Origin of the sequence: Tropicimonas sp. IMCC6043, assembly GCF_004146235.1 — a bacterium.
GTDB lineage: Bacteria > Pseudomonadota > Alphaproteobacteria > Rhodobacterales > Rhodobacteraceae > Tropicimonas.
On record NZ_SELO01000030.1, the window covers coordinates 26871 to 46532 of the forward strand.

The window sequence follows — 19662 nt, forward strand, 5'->3', positions numbered from 1 at the left end:
GTCTTTTTCGTAGGTCGTCTTTCGTGCCTTGCCGTGTTTCCGCGGCTCACCAGCAGGTGTAGCCGCCGTCGATGACCAGCGCGGCGCCGGTCATGTATTTTGCGCTGTCGCTCGCGAGATAGACCGCCAGCGGTCCGATATCCTCGGGGTCTCCCAGCGTTCCCGCGGGGATGTTCTCCAGAAGGCCCTCGATCACCTCCGGGTGGCTTTTCGACCAGGCGCGGTTGGGCTCGGTCAGGAAAATGCCGGGGCAAATGGCGTTGACGGTGATCCTGTGCGCCGCCCAGTCCACCGCAAGGCTGCGCGTGAGTTGCAGCACGCCCGCCTTGGCGGTTTCATAGTGGCGCCCGGCAATCCCGCGCCCCGGGACCATCGCGTTGATCGAGGCGATGTTGATGATGCGCCCGCCGGCGCCGCGTTCGATCATCGCCCCGCCGATCACCTTAGCGCAGAGGAAGGTGCTGGTGAGGTTGAGATCGATCAGCGAGAGCCACTGGTCAAGCTCCATCTGCTCGGTCGGGACATTGACCCTTCGGCCGCCGACATTGCTGATCAGGATGTCGAACGGCCCGCAGGTCTCCAACGCCCGGTGGCAAGCCGCCTCGCAGGCCTCCGGATCGCCGATATCGGCCTCGATGGTCCAGGCCTCGCGCCCCAAGGCGCGGATGTCCTCCGCGGTTGCCTCTAGGCTCTCGGAGGGGCGGGCCACGAGGGCGACGTCGGCGCCGGCATCGGCAATCGCGAGGGCCATCTCACGCCCGAGCCCGCGACTCCCGCCGGTGATGAAAAGGCGTTTGCCATCCAGCCGAAAGCAGTCGGGAAATCTCATGGTGTGGGTTCTCGTAGTGGGGTGTGTCTGTAAGGCAGCGGACGACCCCCACGGTGCCGCCCTGCCGTATCGAAAGCCTAGGCGAAGGCTTCGATCGCCGTGAAATGCCTATGTCCGATTGTGTGATGCAAAACTTGCATGGTTTGCCGGCTCAGACATCGGCAGGTGGCAAGGGCTCCCGCCCGAGGGAGAAATCCGCAGCCCGTTCGCCGATCATCAACGCGGGAACGTTGGTGTTCGCGGCAGGCATCTCGGGAATGATCGAGGTATCGGCGACGCGCAGCCCGGTGAGGCCGTGAACCTGAAGGCGATGGTCCACCACGCTGGCGTGATCGTCGGCCGGCCCCATGCGACAGGTTCCCATTACGTGATAGGTCGTGTTGCCGTTCTGCCGGGCATGGTCGAGCAGGTCGCCATCGCTGGCCGCCGCCGCTCCGGGCCAGTCCTCCTTGGCAACGTATTGCGCGAACGGCGCGCTCGCGGCGATGGACCGCGCAAGGCGCATGGCCGCGACGATCGCGCGCTGGTCGGCCTCCGCGACGAGGTAGTTCGGCTGGACCTCGGGGCTGGCGAACGGGTCGGACGACAGCGCCCGCACATGCCCCCGGCTCTCGGGGCGTTGCTGCCAGCAGGCCATCGTCGCCCCCGGAAAGCGGTCGAGCCCCGACCAGACGCCGCCGGGATAGCTGGCCGGCGTGAACGAGACCTGGATGTCGCCGCGCGGCAGGGCAGGATCGGATTTCGCGAAGCAATAGAGGAGGGTGGGCGTCAGGGTCAGCGCCCCTTTCCGTCTGAAGACATAGTCAGCAACCTCCCGCAGGAGTGGCAGGCCGCGGACGCGTTCGTTGACTGTCCGCGCGCCTTTGATCCGGAGAACGATCCGGGCTGCAAAGTGGTCCTGGAGGTTGCCGCCAACACCCGGCAGCGGATGTTTCACGTCGATGCCCGCCTGTTTAAGGCCGTCGGGTGCGCCAATGCCGGAGAGCTGCAGGATGTGCGGCGACCCGATGGCTCCGGCCGAGAGGATCACCTCGCGCCGTGCATGGACGGTGTGTTCCCGCCCGTCCCGGAGATAGGTCACACCGGTCACCCGTTTGCCATCGAGGTGGAGTCTCGTGACACGGGCATTGAGGCGCAGGTCCACCGCGCCGCGCCGAACGGCGGGCAGCACGAACGCCCGCGCCGGGCTTACCCTGCGGCCGTTGCGAATCGAGCGCTGGACATAGGCGATGCCCTCCTGAACGGCGCCGTTGTAGTCCTGCGCGCGGGAGATCCCGTTCCCGGCGGCTGCGTCCATGAAGGCTTCGCAGAGCGGGTCCGGGGCGTCGATATCGGTGATCGTGAAGGGGCCGCTCCGGCCGCGATAGGTGTCCTCACCCGACCCGATGCGAGACTCGCTTCGCTTGAAGTAGGGAAGCACCTCGGCATAGCTCCACCCGGGGTTGCCGAGGGCAGCCCATCCATCGAAATCGGTCCGGTGACCACGAGTGCAGATATGCCCGTTGATCGCGCCGGAGCCGCCGAAGACCTTGCCGCGGCTTTGCAGGATCGACCGCCCGGCAATGCCCGGTCCGGGGGCGGTCCGAAACATCCAGTCCAGCCGCGGATTGCCGAGCGCGTAGACGACCGCCGCCGGCACGTGGATCGCCGGGTGCCAGTCGCGCCCGCCGGCCTCGATCACACAGACCGTGCCGTTTCCCGCCTCGGCAAGCCGTCCGGCGACCACCGATCCGGCGCTGCCTGCACCGACCACGACATAGTCGAAGCTGTCCCCTGTCATCAGAGCCGGATGCCGACATTCTTGGTCTGAACGTATCCCAGCAGCGCTTCCTGGCCCTTCTCCCGGCCGTAGCCGGAGCGCTTCATTCCGCCGAAGGGTGTCTCAACGCCGCCTGCCCACCACTGGTTCACATAGACCTGCCCGGCAACGAGCCGGTCGGCAACCCGGTGGGCGAGGCCGAGATCGCGCGTGTAGAGCCCCGCAGCAAGGCCGTAATCCGTGCCATTCGCGATCTCGATCGCCTCTTCCGTGTCGTCGAAGGGAATCACCACGACGACCGGGCCGAAGAACTCCTCCTGGGCAATGCGCATGTCGGGCCGGACATCGGTGAAGACGGTCGGAGACATGAAGAATCCCTCGAGGCCCGCGACGCGGTCGCCGCCGGTGGCCAGCGTGGCGCCTTCTTCCACTCCAGTCCGGCAGAGCGCGACGATCCGCTCGAGCTGGTGTGCGGAGATCACCGGGCCCATTTCATGATCCTCGATCCCAGGACCGACGCCGAGGCTTTCGGCTCGGGCGACGAGGCGGGCCACCACCTCGTCATAGACCGACCGGTGCACAATCAGGCGCGAGCCGGCCGAGCAGATCTGGCCGGCATGCTTGAATATCCCGGCGGCGGCGCTTTCGGCGACCTGGTCGAGATCGGCATCGGGAAAGACGATGCCACCGGACTTTCCGCCGAGTTCCATGATGCAGGGGATCACCCGCTCGGCGGCGGCGCGCAGAACGCTCTTGCCGGTCTCGACCGAGCCGGTGAAGACGATGTGATCGATGTCGGGATGCGCAACCAACGCCGCGCCGGCCTCGGCCCCGATGCCACAGACGATGTTCACGGCGCCTGCGGGCACCCCCGCCCGCTCGCAGGCTTCGGCGAAGAGGTAAAGGCTGAGCGGCGAGTCCTCTGGCGACTTGAGCACCACGGTATTGCCGGTGACCAGTGCGCAGGCGATGGAGCGCGCGCCGACCGGAAGCGGGCCGTTCCAGGGAACGATCTGCGCCGAGACACCGAAGGGCGCGTGGATGGTATAGTCGAGCATCCCGCTGCCTAGCGGGATCTGGCGTCCCTCGAGCTTGTCCGCCATGCCGCCGTAGTAGCGCAGATATCTCTGGGTCAGCGGGATCTCGGCCCTGCCCTTCTCTAGTGTCTTGCCGTTGTCGTGGCATTCCACGAGAGCGATCTCGTCCGCCGCCTCTTCGAGTTCATCGGCGATTCGGAACATCAAGGCACCGCGCTCGTGCGGCGGCATATCCAGCAGGACGCGGGAATTGAAACAGGTGCGGGCAGCGGCCACCGCCGCATCGATGTCCTCGCCCGTGCCGCGCGCGACTTCGCAGATCTGTTCTCCCGTGGCCGGGTCGATGACCGGCAGGCGGCCGCCGTCGGACGCATCGACCCAGGAGCCGCCAATAAAGTTCTTCCAGTATGGCCGGATCGCTGCACTCATTCTTCCCTCCGAATGACATTTCGTCCTGTCCCGTGCGGCAGGGACGCAGAGACTAAATACCTGCGTCCGAGCAAACGCGAATGCTGAATTCGGATGCGGCAATGCCGAGGGCGCATATCGCGTGCATACCCTTTTAACCGCGGCTGCGTCTGATAGGGTGAACTCGCGCCGGAGTACCCGGGGCATGGCGATCCTGAGGCATTGCTATGGAAGTCAAATGGCTCCTGGACTTTCTGTCCCTCGTCGACACTCGAAACTTCTCGCGATCCGCCGATGAGCGAGCGACGACGCAGCCCGCGTTCAGCCGCCGGATCAAGGCGCTGGAAGAGTGGCTCGGCGCGTCGATGTTTGATCGGAGCAAGCAACCGATCGAGCTGACCTATGCCGGCCGGCAGTTCAAGCCAGTCGCCGAGGAAGTGCTGCGTCGGCTGCTGCAAAGCCGGGAGGAGATCAAGCAGATCGGTCAGCGGACCGAAAGCACGGTAACCTTCGCGGCGACTCACAGCCTGTCACTGGTCTTTTTCCCCAACTGGATTCGCGGAATAGAAAAGGAAGTCGGCGTGCTCCGGACGCGCCTTGATTCCAATCAGATCGCGAACTGCATTCAGTCGCTCTCTCGCGGCGAATGCAATTTCATGCTGCTGCCAACGCACTCCAGCGTCGACATCGAACTACCCGAGGAGGGTTTCACTTCGATCGCAGTCGGCGTCGACAGGTTGGTGCCGGTCTCCGCGCCCGACGAGACCAACGCACCGCGCTACGTCCTTCCGGGCAGCAAGAAGCAACCGCTCGATTACCTCGCCTATGTCGGATCAGCCGCGAGCGGCCGCGCAGTGGACGTCCTGTTGCGGGAACGCGGTCGCGAGGTGCATCTGCGGCGCGTGTTCGATTCCCACCTCGCGGGGGTACTTAAGTCGATGGCGGTCGAAGGCAGGGGGCTCGCCTGGTTGCCGCAGAGCGAGATCGTGAGCGAGCTGGAGGCCGGAAGCCTGGTGTTTGCGGGAGAAGATTCCTGGAACATCCTGTCCGAGATTCGTCTCTTCCGGAGTCGTGATCCGCTGCCGAAAAAGGCAGAAGAGTTCTGGGCGCACGTGAATGATGCAGGTTCGGCATCGGCATAGGCCAAGCTTGCATTGGAGGTCGCCCGAGGCCCCGCCTAAGTTCGGACAAAACGTTTCAGGGGTCCGAACATGTCCGAATCTCAGCCGCGCAAGGTTGCCCTTCTTGGCTTGATGCTTGAAAGCAACAGCTTCGCTCCGGTGATTACGGAAGAGGACTACGTCAATCGCGTCTACCTCGCGGGGCACGAGATCCTGCGGGACCTCGCCAGTATCGATCCGATGCTGCCGACGGAAATGCGCGGGTTCTGCAACGAGATGGACGGCCTGAGCGCCTGGCAAGCGGCACCCATTCTGGTTGGGCTGGTCGAGGCCGGCGGGCCCCTGGATCACGGGTTCTTCGAGACGACGGTCGCGGAAATGCGCCGTCGCCTTGAGGCCGCGATGCCTCTGGATGCGGTTTACATCTGCAATCACGGTGCGATGATTACGACCGAGATTCTCGATCCGGATGGCGAGATCTTCGCCATGGTGCGTGAGGTGGTGGGGCCCGACACGCCGATCGTCGCCACGTTGGACCTGCATGGAAACGTCTCTTCGCGCATGGTGCAGAGCGTGGATGTGATCGTGTCTTACCAGACCAATCCGCATGTCGACATGTTCGAGCGCGGAAAGGAAGCCGCCTTGATCCTGCAGGAACTCTTTGCCGGAATGAAACCGGAGGTGGCTTTCCTACGACTGCCGATCGTGCCGCCGACGGTGACGCTCCTGACCGAGGAAGGCCCCTATGCCGAGTTGATCGACTATGGCCAGACCCTGGAGGGCAAGGAGATTGTCAACGTGTCCATCCTGGGCGGCTTCGCCTATTCCGACACGCCCAAGAACGGGCTGGCGATCATCGTGACAGCACGTGTGAGGGGCGGCGTGGCGGAGCGCGCGGCGAAAGACATCGCCGAGCGCGCCTGGAAGGAGCACAAGCGCTTCACGCCCATCCTGACACCTCTGGAAACCGCCGTCGAACGGGTTCTGGAAGCCTCGCGAAACCCGGAGTTGTCCCCGGTCATCCTCGCGGATGTCGCGGACAATCCCGGCGGCGGCGGCAATGGCAACACGATGTGGATCGTCGAAGCGTTGCACGAGGCCGGGGCCGAGGGCGTGATCGCCGGTGTGATCAACGATCCCGCCCTGGCGGCCGAGGCGACCGGACTTGGCGAAGGTGCGACCTTCACTGCCGTTTTCAACCGCGACGAACCAGACCAATTCTCCCGCCGTTTCGAAGTGGAGGCGCGGGTGGTAGCCCTGCGCGACGGAGACTGCGTGGGCCGAAAGGGCTTCTACGCCGGACGACGGATGAATCTCGGCCGCACCGCGCTCCTCGACATTGGCGGAATCCAGGTCGTCGTGATCTCGATCCGCACGCAATGTGCGGACCCGGTCTTCCTCGAAATGATGGGGCTCGACATCGGTGCCGCGCGGGCGGTGGTGGTGAAGTCGCGGGGCCATTTCCGTGCCGGCTTCAGCGAATTCTTCGGCCCGGATCAGGTGATCGAAGTGGACGCGCCCGGTCTGACCTCGCCGATCCTGTCGCGGTTCGATTTCAGGAACATGCGGCGTCCGGTCTTTCCGGTCGACCGCAAGGTGGAGTGGTCCGTGCCCGCCTGAAAAGGCGGAACACGTCGGTTTCCGAGGGAGGAGAGCCGCGCCTTGTGAGGAGGCAGCGGACGAATATGTGCGCCTCCATCAGATGCAAGAAAATCCCGCATAACATAATAGAATATTGGCATTTTATGGATGCATTCGGGTTCATTACCCTGCGTCTGAGATCAATGGATGGATCAGGGAAAAGGGGATAGCCAGCCATGTTCAGTGACGTCAGGTTCAAGGTAGCGGCAGCAATGACTGCGGTCGTGATCGCCGCACAGCCGGTGTCGGCGGAAGTGATAAAGTTCGGGATGAACGCGCCGCAGGGCGACAACCCGGAATGGAACGCGCTCGAGGCGTTCAAGAATCATGTCGAATACAAGACCGAAGGCGCGATCGAGGTGAAGCTCTTCCCGAGCGCGCAGCTCGGGGCGGAGCGGGCCTGCGCCGAACAGGTCCAGCAGGGAACGGTCGAGGTCTGCCTCGTCGACACCGGGGCGCTGGCCGGCTTTTACAATAATATCCAGGTCCTGTCGGTGCCGTATCTCTTCAAGTCTTCGGCCCATGCCTGGAAGGTCTTCGACAGCCCGTTCTTCGCCAAGCTGGCCGAAGACATGCGCGCGACCACCGGAATCCGGGTGATGGCCTGGGGCGAAAACGGCTTCCGCGATTTCACCAACAACGTGCGGCCGATCCGGTCGCCCGAGGATCTCGATGGTCTCAAGATGCGGGTGATGGAAAGCCCGGTCTTCATCCGCTTCGTCGAGTCCTTCGGGGCGGCCGCGACCCCCATGCCGGGGTCCGAGATCATCATGGCCGCCAAGCAGGGCGTGATCGACGGGCAGGAGAACCCGGCGCAGGTGAACTATGACTACAACCTTATGGATGTGCAGAAATACATGTCGACCGACGAGCACATCCTCGGCGTCCACGCCTACATCATCTCCGACAGCTTCTTCGAGAAGCTGAGCGACGAGAACAAGGCGGTTGTGCTGGAGGCGGCGCTGCTCGCCTCGCGGATCGAAAACACCCAGAAACTGGCCGGGGCGAAGAAATACATCGACCTGATCAAGGAAAAGGGTGTCGAGGTCCACATGACGACGATGGCCGAGAAGGAAGCCTTCGCGGAAGTGTCCCAGGAACCGGTGCTCGAATATCTACGCGAGCAGGTCGGTGCGGACCTCGTGGAAGAACTCCTGACCACGGCCAAGGACGCAGAGCCCGCGCTTTACGGTAACTAAGCCGCGGCGCGCATGAAAAACTTAGGCAGGGAGCGCCATGTCAGGCGTTCCCTGCCGCTGTCCGGAACGACCGGATGATGGCGGAGTGAGAAGAGTGATGTCTGCAACCGTGCCGCGATACCTGAGCCGCCTCACCGGCTGGACCGAAGCGTTGACCGCGCTCCTCCTCGTCGCAGTCGTCCTGCTCAACCTCGCACAGGTCTTTTTCCGCTACGTGCTGATCGACCCGATCTCCTGGTCCGAAGAGGCGATGCGCTACACCACGACCTGGATGGTTATGCTCGCGGCGGCCCCGGCCCTCCTGCGGCAGGAGCACATGGCCGTCGACATCCTCCAATACGAGACCCCGCCGCGGCTCCGGCGCGTCGTCCGTCTCATCTCGCAGGCCTGCGTGGCCGCCTTCTGCATCCTGCTCATCTGGAAGGGCCTTCCGGCGGCAATCGACAACATGCGTCAGGTCTCGCCGGCCATCCGGGTGCCGATGACGCTGCCCTATCTCGCGGTGCCGGTCGGCGCCATGCTCATCCTGATCAACACGATCGCGCTGATGCTCCTTCCCGACGGCACCTTCGACGAGACGCCATCCACAATGCCGGAGCAGGCGCGATGATTGCAATGGCGATCGTCTTCGTGGTGACGCTGCTTCTGGGCGTGCCCATCGTCTTTTCGCTCGGTCTTGCGGGGGCAGTCGGGCTCTGGGCGCTCGACCTGGACCTGATCACGGTGCCGACGCGCCTCTTCACGGGAATGGACAATTTCGTGCTGCTCGCGGCGCCGTTCTACATACTGGCCGGCGAAATCATGAATCGCGGCGGGATCACCGACCGTCTGATTCGCCTCGCAGGTCTGATAACGCGCGGCGCGCCGGGCGGTACCGCCTATGCCAACGTCTCGTCATCGGTGCTATTCGCGGGGATATCCGGCGCGGCGGTGGCCGATACCGCCGCACTCGGCCAGGTCTTCATCAACGGCATGCCGAAGGAAGGCTACGACAAGAACTATGCCGCCGCGGTGACCATCGCTTCCTCGATCATCGGTCCGATCATCCCGCCATCGGTCATCATGATCATCTACGCCTCGGTGACGCGCCTGTCGGTGATCGACCTGTTCCTCGCCGGAATCATTCCCGGCTTCCTGCTCGCTGCCGCGATGTGGGCGGTGATCTTCGTTCAGGCGCGGGGCGGCCGGCTTCCGCGGTCTCAGACCCGCGTCGAGCGCCATGAAGTGCTCGGGATGGTGCGGGACGGCGCGCTTGTTCTCGGTCTGCCGGCGATCATCGTCGGCGGGACGATGTTCGGCGTGTTCACTGCAACCGAGGCCGGGGGCGTCGCGGTGCTCTATGCGCTCCTCGTTTCCGCCTTCGTATTCCGGACCATCGACCTGCGGGAATTCTGGGATGCGTTGAAGCGGGCGGCCCGGATGACCGCGACGATCTACCTGATCATCGCTGCCGCGACCATCGTCTCCTACGTTCTGACCATCGGCGGCATCGGCATGGCCGTGCAGCAATTCGCGTCCCAGTTCGCCGGAAGCCCGGTCCTGTTCCTGATCGTGCTTGCGGCGGTCCTGCTGGTCGTCGGGACCTTCCTCGAGCCCGGTGCGGCGATTGTCCTGATCGTGCCGGTGCTGATGCCGGTCACCAACGGCATGGGCATCGACCCGATGCAGCTTGGCATGGTCATCATCCTGACACTGACCCTGGGCCTCATCACCCCGCCGGTCGGCGTCTGCCTCTTCGTCGCCTGCCGGATCGCCAACAGCCCCGTGCTGCGGATCTTCCGTGCCGTGCTGCCGTTCCTGATCGTCGAGTTGCTGGTGGTCCTGATGCTGATCCTCGTTCCGCAATTCTCGACCGCCCTGCCGGCGATGCTGCGCTAACCACTCACTCTCATAGCCGAAGGAAGCCCAAATGATTGTCATCCCGGAAGCCCTCGCCCGCGAGCTCGTGACTCTGGCCGACGCGATCGAGGCCGTCGAGCGCTGCTTCGTCGGTATGGCACGCGGCACGGCGCGGAACTACCCGGTGGTCCGCGAGAGCCTCGGCCTTCACGACGCGGTCTTCGGGGTGAAGACCGGTTGCGACATCGGGCAGGAGGTGCTCGGGCTCAAGGCCGGCGGCTACTGGCCGCACAATGCCGCGCGCGGAGAGGGCAACCACCAGTCCTCGACCCTCCTCTTCGACGCCGGCACCGGCCGCGCCTCGGCGCTGGTCTCCGCCAACTACCTCACCGGCGTCCGGACCGGCGCCTCCAGCGCGATCGCGACGAAGTATCTTTCCCGACCGGACGCGCGGGTGCTCGGGATGATCGGCACAGGGGGGCAGTCGGAATACCAGTTGCGCGCCACGATGGAGGTTCGCGGGATCGAGGCGGTTCACGCCTGGGACCCCAACCCGTCGAACCTGGAGCGGTTCGGCGAGACGGTCCGCGGGCTCGGGCTGGAATATTCCGGCCACTCGGAGCCACGCGGGGCGGTCTCGGCTGCCGACATCATCGTTACGGTCACCCCGTCGCAGGCCGCCATCGTCGAGAAAGGCTGGGTGCGACCCGGCACGCATGTTTCGGCGATGGGAGCCGACACCAAAGGCAAGCAAGAGCTCGATCCGCATCTCGTGGCGAGCGCGTCGCTGTTCTACGACGAACTGGAGCAGGTTCAGGCCATCGGCGAGTTCCAGCACGCCTTTGCGCTCGGCCTGATCGGCGTCGACGACCTGAAGGCGAGCATCGGCGAAGTCGCGGGGGGGGGCCGTCCCGGGCGGAGCGCTGAGGACGAGATCACCATCTATGACGGAACCGGCGTCGCGCTTCAGGACCTCGTTGTCGCGGACCTTGCGGTCCGGAAGGCGCGGGACGCCGGGCGTGGTCAGCAGGTCGAGTATTGACTTGCCCCGGATCGCCGGGCCGGCGGCTACCAGCCGCTGATCCGGCTCCATTCCTCCACCACCTCGACGCCGTCGCTCTCCTCGCTGTCGACGACGAAATACCCTGGATACATCGACGCCGTCATGCAGACATGGTTGGGATAAACCCGCAGTCGACGGCCGATGGGAAAATCCTCCAGCCGGTGCGGCTCTGTGACGGGGACCAGCCCGTGTTCCTGATAAACCCGCGCGATCGTCAGCTGGGGGGCGAATACCTCGCCGGAGAGATCGGCCATGAGGCCGAAGCCGACGTCGTTCTCGACGTTTTCCGTGCTGCGGTCTTTTGACATCGCCAGGCCGCCGGCGTCGATCGTCATGTGACCCAGGTCCGCGCGATGGCCGGTGACTTCCGTGAGGACGGAGACGGCGAGATCGTCGAGGGTGCAGGTCAGGATCTGCGCCTGAAAGACATCCCCGAACATGAACACACCGGCGCGGGTCTCGGTGACGCCCGTCAGGTGGCGGGCGTGCAGGGCCGTCGGCGAGGAGCCGACGCTGACAGTCGGGCAGGCCATGCCGGCGGCCCGGATCCGCTCCGCCGCGGTGACAACGGCCAGTCGTTCCGCCTCGGCCACCGCCTCGATCTCGGCAAGCGAGCGGCAGGTGTAGGAATGCCCCGCGTGGGTCATCACGCCATCCAGAACGACGTTGTTGGCGTCAGCGAGGGTGCGTGCAAGGTCGAGCAACTCGGGCGCGCTCGGATCGAGCCCGGAGCGCCGTTCACCACAGTCGATCTCGATCAGGACGTGAAAGACGGTGCCGGTCTCGTCCGTGTATCGGCAGATCTCGCGAGCCGTCCCCAGGTTGTCGGTGACAAGTGTGACGCGGGCACCGATCTGTTGGATCCGTGCTGCCCGGTCGAGCTTATCTGGCGTGATGCCGACGGCATACTGAATGTCCTGGAACCCGTTCTGGGCGAAATACTCCGCTTCCAGCAGGGTGGAGACGGCGATGCCCGAGACGTTCGGCCCGGTGAGAAGGTTCGCCACCGGGATCGACTTTGCCGTCTTGAGATGCGGCCTGAGCGTGACGCCGTTCCGGGCGCAGGCAACGGTCATCCGGGCGATGTTGCGACGCAGCTTCGCCCGGTCCAGCACAAGGCAGGGGGTCGGCAGGGTGTGGAGGGTTTTCGCTTTGGACACGATCAACTCTTTCATCGGTCTAGACGGTGTGCGGGTCAGTCCTTCGATTCGAGGATGAACTCGTCGATCATCACGTTCATGCCGGCAAGGAGCCCGCCGTCGACCGGCAGCATCGCTCCGGTGACGTAGCTCGCGTTGTCGGAGACAAGGAACGACACCGCCTTGGCGATGTCTTCCGGCTCGGCCACCCGGCCGAGCGGGTACCAGCGTGCGAGCTTATTGAAGACCTCGGGGTCCTTCTGGATGCGGATCTCCCAGGACGGGTTGTTCGTGCGCACCGAACCGGGAAGGATCGCGTTGCAGCGAATGCCGTATTTGCCGAACTCGGAGGCAGTCGACTGGGTGAGATTGATGATCCCCGCCTTGGCGGCGCTATAAGCGGGGTTCCCGAAATACCGCACGCCGTTGACCGAGGCGATGTTGACGATCACTCCGCTCCGCCGGTCGATCATACCGGGAAGGACCGCCCGGATGCAGTGATACGGACCGTGGAGATTGACGTCGATCTCCCGGTGCCAGTCGTCGAGGGCGATCTTCTCGATATCCCCCGCGTCCGTGAAACCGGCGTTGTTCACCAGCAGCCCGACCGGACCAAGCGTCGCCTCGGCATCGGCCACGGCAGCTTCCACCGCTGTGAAATCGGTGATGTCGGCATGGCGGAAGATCGCCGTTCCGCCCCGTTCGACGATCCGCGCCGCGGTTTCCTCGGCGCGCTCGGTGTCGATGTCCAGAATGCAGACCGCGTTGCCGTCGCGTATCAGGCGTTCGGTGATCGCTTCGCCGATGCCCTGGCTGCCGCCGGTAACAATGGCCACGCGTTTCCTGGAATCTGCCATTGGGGGCCCTTTCCTGTCAGGATGCGGTCAGCGCAGCCGCGATCCACTCCAGGGATTCCAGGCGCATGTGACCGTAGTTGTAGAAGGAGATGGAGGTCGGCCGGAGCGCCCGGAGGCGCTCGACAGCCTCGGCGACATCTGCGGCGCCGGTGAGGTTGGGATAGGTCGGGCGCAGGATGAACCCGATGGCGGCATCGTCCCCGACCCTGTCGCGCACCCGGGATGCGTCGGCGACGAGGTCTGCAACGCCGTTCTGGTAGGCAGGGACTTCGAGCCGATCCGCCGCACGTGCGAGGCCCGCCGGATCGCTGCCCTCGATCCAGCAGAGATCGTTCGGGGATTGGGTGGTGGGGATGATCGCCAGCGAAACGTCTGCCGGCATCTCCTCCCGGATCTCTGCGGCAAGCCCGGTCACCGTGTCGGCACGGAGCCGGTGGTACGCCTGCCAGTCCGGATCCGCCGGATCCGCGACCTGCGCCGCTCCCGACCCAAAGAACCCGTCGAGATCCGACCGCGCTGCTTGCCTGAGTCCGACGCCATCGATTCCCGCTGTTTTGGCGCGTGCGAGGCAGGCGTCGCAGAAACAGGTTCCGAGCATGAAATGAACGGACTCGGGAAGGTCGACGAGCTCGAATTCATGATGGTGGCCGTGCCGGAACGCCTGCCAGCCCGGTGCTTCCAGAGCGACTTCCCTCACGCCCGGCTGTGCGGCGGCGTCGGCGCAGAGCGCCTTCGCGAAATGGCGCACCTCGGGCTGCGACGGGCAGAGCGAGTTGATCAACCGGTCGCCGAACGCCGTCTCGACCGCGAACTCGGGATGCGCCGCGCCAAGGCGGGAATTGTGCAGGCCGACAGTCCAGGCGACGACGCCGAGATCGGGCGCGTGCCGGGCAAGTTCGCCAAATTCGTCGAACTCCTCGGCCATCCTTGCCTGCCGAGGCTTCAGGACACCGTAGCGCTCGGCCTGTGGCCTGAAATACACGGTGCCGTCCTCGGGAAAATAGACCTTCCCAGTCGGGCCGTGCGGGCGCAGGAACTTGCCGGCGTGATAGCTCGACGCCACCGAGACCGCGCCGATCCCCGCGGCACGCAACCGCGCCGCGATCTCCGCCACGCCTTCGTCCCGCAAATCCCACGGATAAACATACATCGAATGAGTCGGCATCAGGCGGTCTCCGTCACCGGTCGGGGCACATCGGAGAACCTATGGGAAGCGCCACAGGTGCACCAATGCCGAGAGGACATCGAGCAATTCGCAATTGGCATTCGGAGTCCCCGCCGGTCAGTCGTAGATTGACGGCGACCAGTCCGGCCCCTGCGCCCATGAGCGGGCCGGGCGAATGACAGGAGGGTTCCCATGAAAAACGTGGTTGTCACAGGCGGAAGCGGAAAGGCCGGGCGGGCGGTATGCCGGCACCTTGTCGATGAAGGCTACAACGTCCTGAATATCGACATCGTGCCGTCGCCGGATCCAGTCTGCCCCTTCTACCGGGTCGACCTCACCGACCGCGGCCAGGTCATCGACGCCCTGCAATGGACCGGCGGCAAGGATCACCCCTTCCGCAGCTTCCAGACGCCAGACGCCATCGTGCACCTGGCGGCGATCCCGGCGCCGGACCTCCAGCCCGAAGAGGTGACCTTCCGCAACAACATCGTCTCGACCTATGTCGTGTTCGACGCGGCGCTCCGGGTCGGGATCAAGCGAATCGTCTGGGCGTCGAGCGAGACAACGCTCGGCCTGCCGTTCAGCCCGGACAACCCGCCTGCCTATGCGCCGGTCGACGAGGACCATCCGATGCGGCCCGAAAGCGCCTACTCGCTCTCCAAGGATCTGGGAGAGGAGATGGCGCGCCAGATGCAGCGCTGGAACCCCGACACGACCTTCATCGGGCTGCGGCTCTCGAACGTCATGGAGCCGCAGGATTACGAGCGCTTCCCGGGTTGGCAGGAGACGCCGCGATTCCGGGAATGGAACCTCTGGGGCTATATCGACGCCCGCGACTGCGCGCAGGCAGTGCGCAAATCCCTGCATGTCGATTTCGTCGGTGCCGATCATTTCATCATCGCCAATGCCGACACGGTGATGGAGCGGAGCAGCGCGGAGCTGATGGCCGAGGTCTTCCCGGATGTTCCCGTGCGCGGAGAACTTGGGCAGCACGAAACGCTCCTGTCGATCGAGAAGGCCCGAAAGGTCCTCGGATACGAGCCAGAGTTCTCCTGGCGGTCCCTCTAGACGGCGTCCGGACGCTTCGTGGAGACCTGCACCTGCCGGCGATTTCGTCGGCGGGCGCTGTTGCGTTCGCAGATCGCGGGCGGCGATGCCGGAGCAACATGGAAGAATGCCATAATTCTATTTTTACCAAAGCCGAAAAGGCCGCAGACTTCTCTTCGTCAAACCGCACATCGCGGGACTTGCCCGGCGACGACACGCCGACAGAAAAACGTTCGACAGAGGAGAAGAAACATGATCCGCGCAAAGAGACCCGCTCTCGCGGTATCGCTGCTGGCGCTCGCCGCGCTGGCCGGACCGGCAATGGCAGAGACGACGGTGGACTTCACCGTCGCCGAATACAGCTCCAAGACGGGGCCGTTCTTCGAGGAGGTGGCCGCCGCCTTTGAAGCCGAGAACCCCGACATCAAGATCAACATCGAAGTCGTGCCGTGGGACACGCTGCTCCAGCGCCTCACCACCGACATCGCCGGCGGCACAGCCCCCGACATCTCGATCATCGGCACCCGCTGGCTGCTCGACTTTGCCGAGCAGGGCATCGCCGAACCGGTCGATGACTATCTGACGCCGGAATTCAAGGATACCTTCATCGACACGTTCATGGCGCCTTCGGTGATCGACGGCAAGATCATGGGCCTGCCGGTTGCGGCCTCCGCCCGCGCAATGATCGTGAACCAGGACCTGTTCGAGAAGGCCGGCGCCACGCCGCCCGAGAACTGGGACCAGCTCTACGAGGCCGCGCAGAAGATCTCTGCCCTTCCGGACACCTACGCCTTCGGTCTTCAGGGCAAGGAAATCGAGACTGACGCTTATTTCTACTATGCTCTCTGGACCTTCGGCGGCGACATCCTCACCGCCGACGGGATGTCCGGTCTGGATTCGCCCGAGGCGATCGAGGCTGCGACCTTCTACAAGAAGATGCTCGACGAGGGCCTGACCCAGCCGTCGCCGACCAACTATAGCCGCGAGGACGTGTTCAACCTGTTCAAGCAGGGCACGCTCGGGATGATCTTCACCTTCCCGATGCTGATCCCTCAGCTTCAGGCCGAAGCGCCCGACATGAACTACAAGGTCTTGCCCTTCCCGGAGAAGGCGGCAAAGGCGACCTATGGCGTGACTGACACGCTGATGCTCTTCGCCGATTCCGACGTGAAGGACGAGGCGTGGAAATTCATCGAGTTCGCCTATGGCGACGAGTGGCGCTCCAAGTTCGACCACGGCGAAGGTTTTCTTCCGGTGACCAAAAATGTGGCTGCCGAGGAATACTACACCACGGACAAGGACATTGCCGGCTTCGCCGCTGGTCTTCCCTATGCGAAATTCGCGCCCACAATTGCCAACTGGGAAGAGATTGCCGACACCACGGTTCGGGCCCTTCAGCAGATCTATCTCGGGCAGGCGACGCCAGAAGCGGCACTGACCGAAGCGGCTGGAACGATCAACCAGATCCGCGGCAAGTAAGGTTTTTCACAAGATGCGGAGGGGCGGCGCGCTGCCCCTTCGCCCGTGCCGGACTTGCGGCGCATAACGACCACGGCGGGTAATACATGACTTCCTTCAGCGGCCTGAGACCCCTTGCGATGATCCTGCCGGGACTGTTCCTCGCCATGTTCATCATCGGTTACCCGGTCGTCGATCTCGCCTACACGTCGCTTCAGGAGGTGAGCCGCTTCGGAAAGCTTCAGGGCTACGCTGGGTTCGCCAATTTCGCCGAGGTCTTCGCCGACCCGCTTTTCTGGTCGTCGCTCACCCGGACGGCGATCTGGACCGTCTGCGTCGTCGGCGGAACGATGCTGATCTCGCTGCCGATCGCGATCATCCTCAACGACGACTTCTATGGTCGCGGGCTCGCGCGCGTCATCATCATGCTTCCATGGGCGATCTCGCTCACGATGACCGCCGTGGTCTGGCGCTGGACTCTGAACGGGCGCTCCGGCCTGCTGAACGCCACGCTGATGGATATCGGCGTCCTGGCCGAGCCGATCGAGTGGCTGGCCGAAGCGCAGCTGGCCTTCACGGTCGAGATCCTGGTCGGGATCCTGGTCTCGATCCCCTTCACTACGACGATCTTCCTCGGTGGCCTGTCGTCGCTGCCACAGGAATCATACGAAGCGTCCATGGTCGACGGCGCGACACGCTGGGACCAGTTCGTCCATATCACGCTGCCGTTGATGAAGCCGTTCATCAACATCGCCATCGTCCTGAACGTGATCTACGTGTTCAATTCGCTGCCGATCATCTGGGTGATGACCGAGGGCGGGCCGGCGAACGGGACCGACATCCTCGTGACCTACCTTTACAAGCTGGCCTTCCGGTTCGGCCAGCTCGGCAAGGCCGCGGCAATCTCGCTGATCATGTTCGGCGTCCTCCTGGTCTTCACGATTCTCTACGTGACGCTGGTGACGCGCGGCGACCGGCAACCGCAAGAAGTGGCGGACGAGTGACATGCAGTCAAAACTTGTGAAATCGCTGGTCTACTGGCTCCTGCTCTCGCCCCTTATGGTGGTGATCCTGTTCCCCTTCGCGGTGATGTTCGTGACGGCAGTGCGGCCGCGCGACGAGCTCTTCGTCTTCCCGCCGACCTGGTGGTTCAGCGAGTTCCGCTGGGAGAATTTCGCAGAGATGTGGGTCAAGACCAATTTCGGTCAGGCACTCTTCAACAGCGTCTATGTCAGCGTCCTTTCGACACTGCTCGCGCTCGTGCTCAGCATTCCGGCGGCCTACGCGCTCTCGCGATACCGCTTCCCGGGCAAGGGCGCCTATCGCACCTTCCTGCTGATGACCCAGATGATGTCGCCGATCGTTCTGGTGCTGGGACTCTTCCGGCTTATGGTGGCGCTCGGCATGGTCAACAACCTCAATTCGCTGGTGCTGACCTATGCCGCCTTCAACATGGCCTTCACGATCTGGATGCTGCAAAGCTACTTCAACACCATCCCGCGAGACCTCGAGGAAGCCGCCTGGATCGACGGGGCGACGCATTTCGCGAGCCTCAGGCGCATCTTCCTGCCGCTTGCGGTGCCGGCGATGGCGGTGACCGGGATCTTCAGCTTCATCAATGCCTGGAACGAGTTCGTGCTGGCCCTGACGATGATCCGCTCGTCGGAGGACTTCACCCTGCCGGTGCAGATCTATTCGCAGGTCGCGGGCCGCTACCAGGTGGAATGGCACCACGTCATGGCAGGCACGGTGCTGGCAACGGTGCCGGTCGCGATCGTCTTCTCGTGGCTGCAGAAATACCTCATCCGCGGCATGGCGCTCGGCGCCGTGAAATGAACCGGGACGAGAAAAGGAAAGTTGGGCAATGGCGTCTGTGACAATCCGCAATGTCGAGAAGGTCTTCGGCTCGACGAAGGTCATCCACGGGGTCGACATCGAGGTGGCGGAGCACGAATTCGTCGTGCTGGTGGGGCCCTCGGGCTGCGGCAAGTCCACCTTGCTGCGGATGATCGCCGGTCTCGAAACCGTCAGCAAGGGCGAAGTCATCATTGGCGACCGCGTCGTCAACAAGGTGCCGCCGCGCGACAGAGACATCGCAATGGTGTTCCAGAACTACGCGCTCTACCCGCATATGAGCATCTTCGACAACATGGGTTTCAGTCTGAAGCTCCGCAAACAGCCCAAGCCGGAAATCGAGAAGCGCGTGCTTGAGGCGGCCGATATTCTCAATCTCCGGCCCTATCTGGAGCGCTCGCCCTCGCAGCTGTCCGGCGGCCAGCGACAGCGCGTCGCCATGGGCCGTGCCCTGGTGCGCGACGCCCAGGTGTTCCTGTTCGACGAACCGCTGTCGAACCTGGACGCCAAGTTACGGGTGACGATGCGGACGGAGATAAAGGCGCTACACCAACGCCTCAAGACGACGTCCGTATACGTCACCCACGACCAGATTGAAGCGATGACGATGGCGGACCGAATCGTCGTCATGCATGACGGGCGGGTCGAGCAGATCGGCGCCCCGCTGGATCTCTACGACCGGCCCGGCAATCTCTTCGTCGCGGATTTCCTTGGCTCACCCTCGATGAATTTCATCGACGGGACGGTCCGTCGCGCCGACGGAGCTGCGACGCTCGTCACCTCCGACGGCACCGAACTGCCGCTGTTCGAGGCTCCCAGCGTCGCCGACGGCCAGCCGGTCGTCCTCGGACTGCGCCCAGAACATCTCTCCCTGTCCGACACCGGCCAGGGCGTTCCTGCCAGCGTGAAGGTCGTGGAGCCAACCGGTGCCAACGTGGAGGTCTTCTTCGAACTGGCCGGGCAGGACATCTGCGCCGTCTTCAACGAACGCTACCCGCTCTCCCCGGGAGACCAAGCGGCTCTCTCGTGGTCACCCGACAAGATCCATCTGTTCGACAGGGAAAGCGGCAATCGCGTTTGACGCGATTCCCTTTCACGATGATTGTCGGGGGCCCTTTGGGCGGGTTCCATAGCCGTCCGCATACGACGTCAGCACCCTCCGTCTTCAATCCAGTCGGTCAATCACGGCCTGAGTAGCTTCGTCTGTCGAAGCGTTGCCACCAAGATCCCGGGGCAAGCAGTCTCC

General features: G+C 64.1%; 17 protein-coding genes. 11 read left to right on the forward strand and 6 right to left on the reverse strand.

The genetic code is table 11. The features are described 5' to 3' along the window. Positions 1–46 precede the first annotated feature (46 nt). The 3 genes from EU800_RS19835 to EU800_RS19845 form a co-directional block, all read right to left on the reverse strand. Positions 47–829 (reverse strand): SDR family NAD(P)-dependent oxidoreductase, encoded by a 783-nt coding sequence (locus tag EU800_RS19835; protein WP_129634991.1) that lies wholly within the window; start codon positions 827–829, stop codon positions 47–49. A 151-nt stretch (positions 830–980) separates the two neighbouring features. Further along, a complete protein-coding gene (locus EU800_RS19840) occupies positions 981–2609 on the reverse strand; it encodes a GMC family oxidoreductase (RefSeq protein WP_129634993.1) in 1629 nt (542 codons plus the stop codon). Next, positions 2609–4054 (reverse strand): aldehyde dehydrogenase family protein, encoded by a 1446-nt coding sequence (locus tag EU800_RS19845; RefSeq protein ID WP_129634995.1) that lies wholly within the window; start codon positions 4052–4054, stop codon positions 2609–2611. Before EU800_RS19845 ends, EU800_RS19840 begins: the two co-directional genes overlap by 1 nt. Before the next feature lie 206 nt (positions 4055–4260). On the opposite strand from EU800_RS19845, the gene EU800_RS19850 reads away from it, so the two are divergent. The 6 genes from EU800_RS19850 to EU800_RS19875 all read left to right on the forward strand — a co-directional run bounded on the left by EU800_RS19850 (position 4261) and on the right by EU800_RS19875 (position 10875). Next, positions 4261–5175 carry a LysR family transcriptional regulator gene (locus tag EU800_RS19850; RefSeq protein WP_129634997.1) on the forward strand — a complete coding sequence of 305 codons (915 nt, stop codon included), beginning with the start codon at positions 4261–4263 and terminating at the stop codon, positions 5173–5175. Between the two features lie 69 nt (positions 5176–5244). Further along, positions 5245–6774, forward strand: coding sequence for a M81 family metallopeptidase (locus EU800_RS19855; RefSeq protein WP_129634999.1), 1530 nt, complete (start codon positions 5245–5247; stop codon positions 6772–6774). Positions 6775–6971: 197 nt separating this feature from the next. Continuing rightward, a complete protein-coding gene (locus tag EU800_RS19860) occupies positions 6972–7994 on the forward strand; it encodes a DctP family TRAP transporter solute-binding subunit (RefSeq protein ID WP_129635001.1) in 1023 nt (340 codons plus the stop codon). A 97-nt stretch (positions 7995–8091) separates the two neighbouring features. Then, complete coding sequence (locus EU800_RS19865) at positions 8092–8604, forward strand: TRAP transporter small permease (protein WP_165354758.1); 513 nt, start codon at positions 8092–8094, stop codon at positions 8602–8604. Then, positions 8601–9872 (forward strand): TRAP transporter large permease, encoded by a 1272-nt coding sequence (locus tag EU800_RS19870; protein ID WP_129635005.1) that lies wholly within the window; start codon positions 8601–8603, stop codon positions 9870–9872. Before EU800_RS19865 ends, EU800_RS19870 begins: the two co-directional genes overlap by 4 nt. Positions 9873–9903: 31 nt before the next feature. Then, positions 9904–10875, forward strand: a complete 972-nt coding sequence (locus EU800_RS19875; RefSeq protein WP_129635007.1) for an ornithine cyclodeaminase family protein — start codon at positions 9904–9906, stop codon at positions 10873–10875. 26 nt (positions 10876–10901) lie between these two features. On the opposite strand, the gene EU800_RS19880 is transcribed toward EU800_RS19875, so the two are convergent. The 3 genes from EU800_RS19880 to EU800_RS19890 are packed head-to-tail and all read right to left on the reverse strand — an operon-like array spanning position 10902 to position 14057. Beyond that, on the reverse strand, positions 10902–12056 hold the full coding sequence (locus EU800_RS19880; RefSeq protein ID WP_165354759.1) for an alanine racemase: 1155 nt from the start codon (positions 12054–12056) through the stop codon (positions 10902–10904). A gap of 35 nt (positions 12057–12091) precedes the next feature. Continuing rightward, positions 12092–12892 carry an SDR family NAD(P)-dependent oxidoreductase gene (locus tag EU800_RS19885; protein ID WP_129635011.1) on the reverse strand — a complete coding sequence of 267 codons (801 nt, stop codon included), beginning with the start codon at positions 12890–12892 and terminating at the stop codon, positions 12092–12094. Between the two features lie 16 nt (positions 12893–12908). Continuing rightward, positions 12909–14057: a hypothetical protein gene (locus EU800_RS19890; RefSeq protein WP_129635013.1), complete on the reverse strand. Its 1149-nt coding sequence runs from the start codon at positions 14055–14057 to the stop codon at positions 12909–12911. A 192-nt stretch (positions 14058–14249) separates the two neighbouring features. Here EU800_RS19890 and EU800_RS19895 point away from each other — a divergent pair, with 192 nt between their 5' ends. From EU800_RS19895 to EU800_RS19915, 5 genes are all read left to right on the forward strand, one after another. Next, positions 14250–15125, forward strand: coding sequence for an NAD(P)-dependent oxidoreductase (locus EU800_RS19895; protein WP_129635015.1), 876 nt, complete (start codon positions 14250–14252; stop codon positions 15123–15125). A 231-nt stretch (positions 15126–15356) separates the two neighbouring features. Further along, positions 15357–16583 carry a sugar ABC transporter substrate-binding protein gene (locus EU800_RS19900; protein WP_129635017.1) on the forward strand — a complete coding sequence of 409 codons (1227 nt, stop codon included), beginning with the start codon at positions 15357–15359 and terminating at the stop codon, positions 16581–16583. Positions 16584–16669: 86 nt separating this feature from the next. Next, positions 16670–17566, forward strand: a complete 897-nt coding sequence (locus EU800_RS19905; protein ID WP_129635019.1) for a carbohydrate ABC transporter permease — start codon at positions 16670–16672, stop codon at positions 17564–17566. 1 nt (position 17567) lies between these two features. Beyond that, positions 17568–18398, forward strand: coding sequence for a carbohydrate ABC transporter permease (locus EU800_RS19910; protein WP_129635021.1), 831 nt, complete (start codon positions 17568–17570; stop codon positions 18396–18398). A 28-nt stretch (positions 18399–18426) separates the two neighbouring features. Continuing rightward, a complete protein-coding gene (locus EU800_RS19915) occupies positions 18427–19497 on the forward strand; it encodes an ABC transporter ATP-binding protein (protein ID WP_129635023.1) in 1071 nt (356 codons plus the stop codon). Positions 19498–19662 lie beyond the last annotated feature (165 nt).